The organism is Tahibacter sp. (assembly GCF_035481375.1).
GTDB lineage: Bacteria > Pseudomonadota > Gammaproteobacteria > Xanthomonadales > Rhodanobacteraceae > Tahibacter.
Window position 1 is genome coordinate 1 of sequence record NZ_DATIGT010000249.1, and the last position, 9582, is coordinate 9582.

At 66.8% G+C, this 9582-nt stretch carries 13 protein-coding genes; 6 read left to right on the plus strand and 7 right to left on the minus strand.

Going from position 1 to position 9582, the window contains the following annotated elements; all coding sequences use genetic code 11:
- The coding region (locus VLF18_RS16355; protein ID WP_325280695.1) for a hypothetical protein at positions 1–204 on the minus strand (204 nt) is incomplete at its 3' end.
- A 104-nt stretch (positions 205–308) separates the two neighbouring features.
- On the opposite strand from VLF18_RS16355, the gene VLF18_RS16360 reads away from it, so the two are divergent.
- The 3 genes from VLF18_RS16360 (at position 309) to VLF18_RS16370 (ending at position 2248) form a co-directional block, all read left to right on the plus strand.
- Positions 309–638, plus strand: a complete 330-nt coding sequence (locus tag VLF18_RS16360) for a PilZ domain-containing protein (protein WP_325280696.1) — start codon at positions 309–311, stop codon at positions 636–638.
- A 50-nt stretch (positions 639–688) separates the two neighbouring features.
- Positions 689–1123 carry a DUF192 domain-containing protein gene (locus tag VLF18_RS16365; protein WP_325280697.1) on the plus strand — a complete coding sequence of 145 codons (435 nt, stop codon included), beginning with the start codon at positions 689–691 and terminating at the stop codon, positions 1121–1123.
- Between the two features lie 294 nt (positions 1124–1417).
- Positions 1418–2248 (plus strand): SirB1 family protein, encoded by an 831-nt coding sequence (locus tag VLF18_RS16370; protein ID WP_325280698.1) that lies wholly within the window; start codon positions 1418–1420, stop codon positions 2246–2248.
- Positions 2249–2267: 19 nt separating this feature from the next.
- Here VLF18_RS16370 and VLF18_RS16375 read toward each other — a convergent pair whose 3' ends face one another.
- Positions 2268–2468 carry a rubredoxin gene (locus VLF18_RS16375; RefSeq protein WP_325280699.1) on the minus strand — a complete coding sequence of 67 codons (201 nt, stop codon included), beginning with the start codon at positions 2466–2468 and terminating at the stop codon, positions 2268–2270.
- Positions 2469–2572: 104 nt separating this feature from the next.
- Here VLF18_RS16375 and thiE point away from each other — a divergent pair, with 104 nt between their 5' ends.
- Together thiE and hemL are read left to right on the plus strand one after the other, a co-directional pair.
- On the plus strand, positions 2573–3214 hold the full coding sequence (gene thiE, locus VLF18_RS16380) for a thiamine phosphate synthase (RefSeq protein WP_414717236.1): 642 nt from the start codon (positions 2573–2575) through the stop codon (positions 3212–3214).
- Entirely contained in the window at positions 3211–4497 is a 1287-nt protein-coding gene (gene hemL / locus VLF18_RS16385; RefSeq protein WP_325280701.1) for a glutamate-1-semialdehyde 2,1-aminomutase, read from the plus strand. The genes thiE and hemL overlap by 4 nt, the downstream gene beginning before the upstream one ends.
- Here hemL and VLF18_RS16390 read toward each other — a convergent pair.
- Complete coding sequence (locus VLF18_RS16390) at positions 4494–5735, minus strand: acetylornithine/succinylornithine family transaminase (protein WP_325280702.1); 1242 nt, start codon at positions 5733–5735, stop codon at positions 4494–4496. The genes hemL and VLF18_RS16390 overlap by 4 nt on opposite strands.
- Before the next feature lie 166 nt (positions 5736–5901).
- Between VLF18_RS16390 and VLF18_RS16395 the strand changes: the two genes are divergently transcribed.
- Entirely contained in the window at positions 5902–7020 is a 1119-nt protein-coding gene (locus VLF18_RS16395) for a trans-sulfuration enzyme family protein (protein ID WP_325280703.1), read from the plus strand.
- A 5-nt stretch (positions 7021–7025) separates the two neighbouring features.
- On the opposite strand, the gene VLF18_RS16400 is transcribed toward VLF18_RS16395, so the two are convergent.
- From VLF18_RS16400 to VLF18_RS16415, 4 genes are all read right to left on the minus strand, one after another.
- A complete protein-coding gene (locus VLF18_RS16400) occupies positions 7026–7445 on the minus strand; it encodes a VOC family protein (protein ID WP_325280704.1) in 420 nt (139 codons plus the stop codon).
- A 44-nt stretch (positions 7446–7489) separates the two neighbouring features.
- Positions 7490–8311: an NAD(P)-dependent oxidoreductase gene (locus tag VLF18_RS16405; RefSeq protein ID WP_325280705.1), complete on the minus strand. Its 822-nt coding sequence runs from the start codon at positions 8309–8311 to the stop codon at positions 7490–7492.
- A gap of 63 nt (positions 8312–8374) precedes the next feature.
- Positions 8375–8983 (minus strand): LON peptidase substrate-binding domain-containing protein, encoded by a 609-nt coding sequence (locus VLF18_RS16410; protein WP_325280706.1) that lies wholly within the window; start codon positions 8981–8983, stop codon positions 8375–8377.
- 29 nt (positions 8984–9012) lie between these two features.
- Positions 9013–9582, minus strand: a 570-nt coding sequence (locus VLF18_RS16415) for a glutamate ligase domain-containing protein (protein WP_325280707.1), incomplete at its 5' end; no start/stop codon positions are given.

A 9582-nucleotide genomic window follows, 5' to 3' on the forward strand; every position in this document is an offset into this window, starting at 1 on the left:
GGCGCGAATCATACCGCCAGTTCGTACTTCGTCAACCCCTCCCGACGACCTTCTTTCCATCGCCGAATCAGCCAACCGAACCACCGTACAACCCGCCCGAATCTTGCGATCCGCCCCCCGCCTCGACTTCATCGCCTCAGCAAAGGGGCGCGAATAATACTTGCGGGCATCGGACATGGGAAGAGCTTTCACGAAAATAATCATGTCGGCCGCGTGGCAGGAGCACTTGCATGAGCGGCCGAACACCAGCCGGTCGTGTCAGACCGCTGTGCTAGGATCATCGGACGCTTTTTCGCACGGTGAGTCACATGGGAGAGCTCTACGACGATCGCCGCCAGGAGCCGCGTTATGCGACATCCGGCATCTACTACGTGCAGGCGGCCGGACGCAGCAAACCCGGACGCATACTCGATCTGTCGGTCAATGGCGCCATGCTCGAGCTGGTCGAAGGCCAGCCTCTTACCGCGGGCGAACGCACGTATGTCGTACTCAGCTTTTCCGGGCAACCAGAATTCGTCGCCGACGTTCTGGTGCAGCACATCGTCAACGACCGGGTCGGCGTCGAGTTCTACGACATGTCGCCGGAACATTTTTCGACGCTCGCGACACTGATTGACCAGCATCAGCGGTCCCGCTGAGAGCCTCTCTTCCCTTCCGATTGCAACGAACGCCAGCAAGGAAATCCGCCATGTTTCTTCGCGCTCTGCGGACGATGGCCGCACTGAGTCTCTTTATCTGTTCCAGCGTCAACGCCCAGGCCATCTCCTATGTCGTGCTCAAGGGCAAGACGTTCTATGTCGAGCTTGCCGAGAACGACGAACAGCATGCGCGCGGCCTCATGTTTCGCGAACAAATGTCGCCGGACCGCGGCATGTTCTTCATCTTCCGCGACGAATTCATGCAGGCGTTCTGGATGAAGAACACGCTGATCCCGCTGGACATGCTCTATTTCGACAAGAAGTTCCGGCTGGTCTCGCTGCAGAGCAACGTGCCACCCTGCAAGGCGGACCCCTGTCCTTCGTATCCGAGCAGCGGCCCAGCCAAGTACGTGCTCGAACTCAACGGCGGTACCGCCGACAAGCTCGGCGTGAAGCCCGGCGACGAGCTGGAGTTCCATCGCTGAGATTCCGCGGCCGGCGCGATCACGCCCTCCTCCAGCGCGTGATGGCATGGCAGACCCACCTGGTAGGGGACCAACCTCAGCTGCAGTCCCGCCATCGCCTCGAAATCGTCATCGGTCACCGGTACGAACCGTTGCATCGTCTTATCTGCCTTGTCGCCATAGAGGGCGGCGCTAACCTATTAGGCAGCCCGCACATGCCCGCTCGCTGTCCTCGGAATGGCGTAATCGTGACAGTCGCGCTGGCGCCGTAGCCCCCTTCGGTTACTATCGGGCGGAAGCTGCCGGAGACGCTCGATGAACGATCCCTGGTTGGGCCTGCAGCATGCGGTCGACCACGAAATTTCATTGTTGTCAGCCGCATTGCTCGTCGCGAAGGACGAGTACCCTTCGCTGTCCTGCACGAGCTACGAGCTTCGCGTGGATGAGTACGCTTCGCGACTTACCGCCGAACTGCCGACGCAAGCCTCCGACGCGCTCCGGCTGAGCCGTCTCAACAGGTTTCTGTTCGAGGATCTAGGCTTTGCCGGCGACGAACACGACTACTTCAATCCGCGCAATAGTTATCTGAACGAGGTTCTCGACCGTCGCCTCGGCAATCCGATTTCCCTGGCGATCGTCCAGATAACGCTGGCCCAGCGACTGGGACTGCCGCTCGAAGGCGTCTCGTTCCCGGGCCATTTTCTCGTGCGCATGCCGCTCGACGACGGCATCGTCGTGCTCGATCCGTTTCACCGCGGCCGGACCCTGGACCTGCCGGAGCTGCGCCGCCGCGCGCGCAGCGAACTGTCGGCGCGCGATATCGACGACCAGCGACTGGCGCATCTGCTGGAGCCGGCCAGTCACCGTGCGATCCTGACTCGCATGCTGCGCAATCTGCGGCTCGGATATATCGAGAGCGAGGCCTGGGACAAGGCGCTGCGGTGCACCGACCGCATCGTGATGCTCGATCCGTTCGATGTCGCGGAATCCCGCGAGCGCGGTCGTCTTTACCTGAAACTCGGCCACCATCGCGCCGCCTGCGAAGACTTCCGGCGCTATCTCGCGCTGATGCCGCAGGCCGACGACGCCGACGCGGTCATGGCACAGCTGATCGAAAGTTCTTCGCAGGCCGGCCGCCTGCACTGAACAGCCAGCGGGTTTCTGCTCAGCCGACCTCGACCATTTCGAAGTCCGACTTCGTCACGCCGCAATCGGGGCAGGTCCACGTATCGGGCACGTCTTCCCAGCGCGTGCCAGGAGCAATGCCGTCCTGGGGCCAGCCTTCCGCCTCGTTGTAGAGATAGCCGCAGACGACGCACATGTAGGTGCGAAACGGTGCGTCGGTAACGGTCGAGGCTGCGGACATGGCGGGCGCGCGTGAACGAGGGGCGCGCATTGTCGCAGCGCAATGCGTCCGGCTTCAAATCCGCCAGAATAAGCGACCGCCTGACTTGCGATACCACTCGCCCGATGCGCCACCCGCTACTGCCCGCCGCCAGCCTTTACGTGATAACGGACGGCCCCCGCCCCGATCTGGCCGAAGCGGCCGCGGCCGCACTGCGGGGCGGCGCCGCGCTGCTGCAGTATCGGGACAAGACGACGGACACGACGCGCCGGCTCGCCGAAGCGCGCCTGCTGCTGAACCTGTGCACCGAAGCCGGCGCGCTGTTCGTCGTCAATGACGATGTCGATCTTGCGCTAGCCTGCGGCGCGAGAGCGGTGCATCTGGGTGCCGACGACGCCGATCTCGCGACAGCCAGACGGCGCCTCGGCACCGATGCCGTCATCGGCGTGTCGTGCTACGACGACCTCGAACGGGCGCAACGTCTCGCTGCTGCCGGCGCCGACTACCTCGCATTCGGCGCGTTCTATCCGTCGCCGACCAAACCGCTTGCCCGTCGCGCCGATATCGGCCTGCTGCGCGCCAGCGCCGAGTTCGGCCTGCCCCGCGTGGCAATCGGGGGAATCAACCCCGACAATGCCACCCCGCTGATCGAGGCAGGCGCCGACTATCTCGCCGTCGTCAGCGAAGTGTTCGGCCAACCCGACCCCTGCGAGGCGGCGCGCCGCTTCGGTTCCCTGTTTCCCGCTTCCGCGAAGGTTTCCGCATGACCAGCAATCACGCCCTGTTCGAACGCGCCCGTCAGTTGCTGCCCGGCGGCGTCAACTCCCCCGTGCGCGCGTTCAAATCGGTCGGCGGGGAGCCCTTCTTCACGACCCGCGCCGACGGCCCGTTCCTCTGGGATGTCGAAGGAAAGCGCTATATCGACTACGTGGGATCGTGGGGCCCGATGATCGTCGGCCACAATCATCCGACCGTGCGTGAAGCGGTCGCGCGCGCCATCCGGGACGGCCTGTCCTTCGGCACGCCGTGCGCCGCCGAAGTCACGATGGCCGAGACGCTCACGCGCCTGCTGCCGTCCGTGGAAATGGTGCGCATGGTGAATTCCGGCACCGAGGCGACGATGGCGGCGATCCGCCTTGCGCGCGGCTATACCGGCCGCAGCAAGATCGTGAAATTCGAGGGCTGCTACCACGGCCATGGCGACGCGTTTCTCGTGAAAGCGGGCTCCGGCGCGCTCACGTTCGGCGTGCCGACCTCGCCGGGCGTGCCGACCGGCCTCGCCGACCTGACGCTGACGCTGCCCTATAACGACCTCGCAGCCGCCGAAACGCTGTTCGCCGAGCACGGCAACGACATTGCCGGCCTCATCATCGAACCGGTTGCCGGCAACATGAACTGCATCCTCCCGCGCCCCGGTTATCTGAACGCGCTGCGCGAACTCTGCACTCGCCACGGCACGCTGCTGATTTTCGACGAAGTCATGACCGGATTTCGCGTCGCGCTCGGCGGCGCGCAGGCGCTTTACGGCATCACGCCCGACCTCAGCACGTTCGGCAAGATCATCGGCGGCGGCATGCCGGTCGGCGCCTACGGCGGCCGGCGCGAGATCATGCAGCAGATCGCACCGAGCGGACCGGTCTACCAGGCCGGCACGCTGTCGGGCAATCCGGTCGCGATGGCGGCCGGCCTCGCGATGCTCGATCTCATCCAGACGCCGGGTTTCTACGAGGAAATCGATCGCAAGACGCGGCTGCTCACGGACGGCCTTCATGCACTTTCGCGCGAAACCGGCGTCGCGCTGACGACGAATCGCGTCTGCGGCATGTTCGGCATCTTCTTCACCGATCAGACCGTCGAGACCTTCGCTCAGGCTACGGCTTGCGACACCGCGCTGTTCAATCGCTTCTTCCACGGCATGCTCGGACGCGGCGTCTATCTCGCGCCGTCGGCATTCGAAGCGGGATTCCTGTCCAGCGCGCACAACGACGATGTCATCGGCGAAACGCTGGTCGCCGCGCGCGCGGCGCTTTTGGAAGCGCGCGACGCCTAGCCCGCGATCAGCGACTGCAGCGCCGCGTCGAGGCGCTGCAGTCCCAGGGCGATGTCTTCGTCCGTGATGTTCAGTGCCGGCACGAAGCGCAGCACGTCAGGGCCGGCCTGCAGCAACAGCAGACCGTTTTCCGCGGCGCGATCGAGAATCGCCCCCGCCTTTCCGCGCCACGGCTCGTTCAACACGGCGCCGAGCATGAGACCGCGGCCTCGCACCTGTTCGAACAGCGACAGGCGATCGTTGATTTCGCCGAGCCCGCGACGCAGTGCGGCCGACTGCCGTGACACGTTGGCGAGCAGTTCCGGCTGCGCAAGGCGGCGCACGGCTACGCGCGCTACCGCAGCCGCCAGCGGATTGCCGCCGAACGTCGTGCCGTGGGCGCCGAACTGCCAGACCTCGGCGGCGCGCGCACCGACGAGCATCGCGCCGATCGGGAATCCGGCGCCGAGCGCCTTCGCGACGCAGAGTATGTCCGGCGCGACGCCGTCGTTCTGCCAGGCCCAGAGTTTTCCGCTGCGACCCATGCCGCACTGGATCTCGTCGTAAACCAGCAGCGCGTCGTGACGTGTGCAAAGCGCACGCAGTCCGGCGAGAAAGCCGTCTGCGGCCGGCACGACGCCGCCTTCGCCCTGCACGGGCTCGACGAGCACGGCGGCGACGTCGCCGGCAGCCATCGCCGCTTCGACCGAAGCGAGATCGTTGTAGCCGCAGTAACGAAAGCCGCCGGGCAGCGGTTCGTAGCCGTGCTGATATTTCGGTTGAGCGGTCGCCGTGACGGCGGCGAGCGTGCGGCCGTGAAACGAGCCGTGGAAAGTGATGATCACGCGGCGCTCCGGCGGCCTGCCTGCGGCCGCGGCCCATTTCCGCACGAGCTTGATCGCGGCTTCGTTGGCCTCGGCGCCCGAATTGCAGAGGAACACGCGCTCGGCAAACGCCGATGCGACGACGAGTTCCTCGGCCAGCCGCAGCGGCGGTTCGCTGACGAAAACATTGCTCGTATGCCAGAGCCTGGCCGCCTGCGCCGTCAACGCATCGAGCAATTCGGGATCGGCGTGGCCGAGCGAGTTGACCGCGATGCCCGCACTGAAGTCGACATAGTCGCGACCGTCGCTGTCCCACACACGCGAACCCTGTCCACGCTCGAGCACGATGCGGCGGGGCTGGTAGACCGGCACGTAATAGCGGTCGGCACGCGCGAGCAGCGCAGCGGGGCCGGAGGAAGAGGACGAGGAGGTCACGGCGACACCTGTACCGGAACGGGACGCACATTATGCGCGCGACCGGCACGCGTTCCGGTAGCGCATAAGTCCCCCGCGCAGGCGCTCGCACGGATTCGACTTCGGTCTTTTGTGTTTTTTGAATCGGCTGCGCACACTGACCGGATTCACACAGCAGGAACCGCCCATGCGCCTTGAGACCCTGGCCGTCCACGCCGGCGGCGAACCGGACACCGAGACCGGCGCGATCGCCCCGCCCATCCACATGGCGACGACGTTCCGCCACGGTCCCGCCGGCGAGCGCGTCGCAGGCTTCGAGTACGTACGCGAGGGCAACCCGACCCAGGAGCGCCTCGAAACCGCACTGGCAGCGCTCGAACACGGCGAGGCCGCGCTGGCGTTCGGCTCGGGCATGGCGGCGATGACCGCGCTGCTCGAATCGCTCGCGCCCGGCACGACGCTGCTCGTGCCGACCGATTGCTACACCGGCCTGCGCGTGCTGGCCGACGAATTCCTGCCGCGCGGCGGGATTTCCGCGCAGCGCGTCGACACCGCCGATCTGACTGCCGTCGACGCCGCATTCGCCGCGGACGCCGGCGCGATCTGGCTCGAAACGCCGTCGAACCCGCAGCTGCGCGTCGCCGACATCGCGGCGATCGTCGACTGCGCGCATCGCCGCGGCGCCCTCGTGTTCTGCGACAACACGTTCGCGACGCCGGTGCTGCAGCAGCCCCTCGCGCTCGGTGCCGACGTCGTCATGCATTCGACGACCAAGTATTTCGGCGGACACAGCGACGTCATGGGCGGAGCTCTCGTGTTCACGCAGCGCGGCGAGCTGTGCGAACGCGTCGCGCATCGCCGCCACGTAACCGGCGGCGTGCTCGCACCGTTCAATGCGTGGATGACCCTGCGCGGGCTGCGCTCATTGCCGGCGCGCATGCACTGGCACTGTGCGAACGCGCGCCGCATCGCGGAATTTCTCGCGGCTCACGCACGCGTCAGCGCGGTCAACTATCCGGGGCTCCCGACCCATGCCGGTCACGCGGTGGCGCAGCGGCAGATGCGGGACTTCGGCGCAATGTTGAGTTTCCGCGTCGCCGGCGGACGCGATGCGGCCCTCGCCGCCGCCGGCCGCCTGAAACTCATCCACAACGCAACAAGTCTCGGCGGCTGCGAGACGCTGATCGAGCACCGCGCATCGGTCGAAGGCACGAACCCGGTATCGCCGCAGGATCTGCTGCGGCTGTCGGTCGGCCTCGAACACACCGACGACCTGATCGCCGATCTCGCCGAGGCGCTCGGTTAGTTCGACTACCAGGCGCCCACGTTCGGCATCGACATCCACGGCTCGCGCGGCGGCAGCGCAGCGCCGTTCTGCAGCAGTTCGATCGAGATCTGGTCGGGCGAACGCACGAAGGCCATGCGGCCGTCGCGCGGCGGACGATTGATCGTGACGCCGTGCCTCTGCAGCCGCTCGCAGGCCGCGTAGATGTCGTCGACGCCGAAGGCGAGATGGCCGAAATTGCGTGCGCCGCCGTAGTCCTCGTCGTCGTAGTTCCAGGTCAGTTCGACCTCGGCCTCCGGGTTTTCCGGCGCGCCGAGGTAGACGAGCGTGAAACGGCCCTGCGGATAGTCCCTGCGCCGCGTCTCGACGAGGCCGAGCGCGTCGCTGAAGAACCGCATGCTGGCGTCGAGATCGCGGACGCGCACCATCGCGTGGAGATATCGCATGACATGACTCCGTCGATCGGGAAACGCTTTTCGATGGGGACGCGTCAATCCAGGAACAAGTCCGGCAGCAGCGTCTTTCCGGGCGCGACGGCGTAGTGGCCGAAGTCCTTGACGCCCGCGCGCTTGAGCACCTCTTCGTCGAGCAGGAACTGGCCCGAGAGCTGGCGCGCCGGCTGCGTGAAGATCCAGTGCGCGGCGTCGGCCATGATCTCCGGCTTGCGACAGTTTTCCGGGCGCGCCATGCCGCCGAGCATCGCGAGCGCCGCCGTGTCGATGACCGTGCGCGGCCACAACGCGTTGACGGCGATGCCGTCCTTGGCGAGTTCCGCGGCCAGACCGAACGCGGCCATGCTCATGCCGTACTTCGACATGGTGTAGGCGGTGTGGTGCTGGAACCACTTGCTCGCCATGTTGAGCGGCGGCGCCAGCATCAGCACGTGCGGATTCAACGATTTCTTGAGCTGCAGCAGGCAGGCCTGAGTGACGAGATAGCTGCCGCGCACGTTGACCTGATGCATGAGGTCGTAGCGCTTCATCGGCGTGCCGGACAGACCGGCGAGCCAGATCGCGCTCGCGTTGTTGACGACGATGTCGATGCCGCCGAAGCGCTCGACGGCCTGCGCGACGGCGGCCTGTACCTCGGCCTCCTCGCGCACGTCGACCTTGAGCGCGAGCGCCTTGCCGCCGGCCGCTTCGATTTCTTCGGCGGCCGTGTAGATCGTGCCCGGCAGTTTCGGATTCGCGACGGTGGATTTCGCCGCGATCACGATGTTCGCGCCGTCGCGCGCGGCCCGCTTGGCGATGGCCAGACCGATGCCGCGCGAGGCACCCGTGATGAACAGCGTGCGGCCTTTGAGGTGGCTCATGGAATTTCCGATCACGTCAGGGCGCACCAGCATCCGCGAGTCGCACGGATCGGGCAAGAGGCGCTAACCGGCTTGAAACCGCGGCATGCAGCGCATGAGTCCGTCCAGGCGTTCGAGCGGGTCGGTCAGCTGCAGCCATTGCTGCCGCTCGGCCGCGGCCACCGGCAGCAGTTCGGCCAGACGGAAGCCGACCCAGCTCGCGTCGTCGAAGCGCCGCCGTTCGGCGCGCGCGTGGTCGCCACCGACTTGCTCCAGCAGGCGTTCGAGGATCGTCGCGAGCAATCCGTATTCCGGCGGCATCGCGACTTCCGGTTCGTCAGGCCACCAGCGCACGAAGCCGTGCACGAGCCCGTTGTCGCGCACGCGCGTCGTCGCCGCACGAAAACGCCGGCTGCCGCGCGCACGGATGCCGAGCAACCCGTCCGGAAGCGCGTAGAAGTCCTCGATGCGCGCGAGCGTGCCGACCGCCGCCGGTGTCGCCGGTTCGCCCGCTTCGCGCCCCGCAAGGATGAGGCAGACGCCGAAGCCGCTGTCGCTGCGGCTGCAGTCGCGCACCAGATCGAGGTAGCGCGGCTCGAAGATCCGCAGCGACAGCACGCCGCCCGGAAACAGCACGGCGTTCAGCGGAAACAGCGGGATGTCGTCCTGATTCACGGCAGCAGTGTAGGGCATGCATGCGCCGGCACGCGTGCGGTCGGGGATCAGACCGGCGCGTCGCCGAGCTGTGCGGCGAAGCGTCTCGGCGCATTCTCGAATCCGCCGTTGGACATGAAAACGACGTGGTCGCCGGCGCGCGCCTGCGCGCGCAGCGCCGCGATCAGCGCGTCGACGCTGGCCGCGGTCTGGCCGCGTCCGTCGAGCGCGGTGGTGACGCGCGCAGCATCCCACGGCAATTCCGGGCGCTGCAGCAGCACGACCGCATCGGCGTCGCGCAACGACGGGGCCAGCTCGTGCGCATGAGCGCCCTGGCGCATCGAATTCGAGCGCGGCTCCAGGCCGACGAGAATACGACCGGTGCCGACCCGCGCGCGCAGTCCCGCGAGCGTCGTCGCGATGGCCGACGGGTGGTGGGCGAAGTCGTCGTAGACCTGGATTCCGGCAATATCGGCGACCCGCTCCAGCCGGCGCTTCGCGCTGCGAAAGCCGGCGAGCGCCGCGATCGCGGCAGCGACGTCGACACCGGCCGCATCGGCCGCGGCCAGCGCGGCGAGTGCATTCATGACGTTGTGCCGCCCGATCAGTTCCCAGCGCACCTCGCCGCGATCGACGCC